A 714-nucleotide genomic window follows, 5' to 3' on the forward strand; every position below is an offset into this window, starting at 1 on the left:
AATAAAGCCAAAGAGAAGTCGAATATTGAGTTCATCACGGGAGCGGCGACCAAAGAGATTAAAGCGACCGATGGCAAAGTCAGCTCTATTGTCTTTGAAGATCGCAAAACGGGCGAGACCCATGAGCGTGATCTAGAAGGGGTGTTCGTGCAAATCGGTCTGGTACCCAATACTGGATTTATCAAAGGCTTTGTTGATCTAAACCGCTTTGGTGAGATTGAGATTGATGAGCGCTGCCGCACTGATCGCAAAGGTATCTTTGCCTGTGGGGATGTAACAACCGTTCCCTTTAAGCAGATCAATATTGCTATGGGCGAGGGTAGTAAGGCCGCTCTAAGTGCGTTTGAATACCTTGTAATGCAATAAACCATTTAGCTAAAAAGTTAGCTTAATAAGCCACCTCTTTTGAGGTGGTTTTTTTGTGTCATTACTCAGATAAAATTCAGTCTAGTGTTTACAAGGGAGTTGTTTAAGCGACATAATGAGGAATGTTACCTCTAAAAAGTAGTATGGCCTAAAATAAATGCCTTGGTTAGTCATACTACTAATAAAATATGTCGATGCGTCGTATCGTTCAAGGAAGACAGTCATGGAATATATTGAAGCGTTTTTCTCCTTAATTGGAGATTTAACATGGGGTTGGGCACTCGTCCCAATGCTCATTATTTTCGGATTGCTATTTACCATAGTAGGTAGGTTCGCTCAGTTTAGATA

Annotated in this window: 1 protein-coding gene; it reads left to right on the forward strand. The window is 41.3% G+C overall.

What is annotated here, in order from left to right; all coding sequences use genetic code 11:
• The coding region (locus ACTXGO_RS15455; protein ID WP_443575141.1) for an FAD-dependent oxidoreductase at positions 1 to 366 on the forward strand (366 nt) is incomplete at its 5' end.
• Between the last annotated feature and the right edge of the window lie 348 nt (positions 367 to 714).

Source organism: Psychrobacter sp. T6-1, from assembly GCF_052258445.1.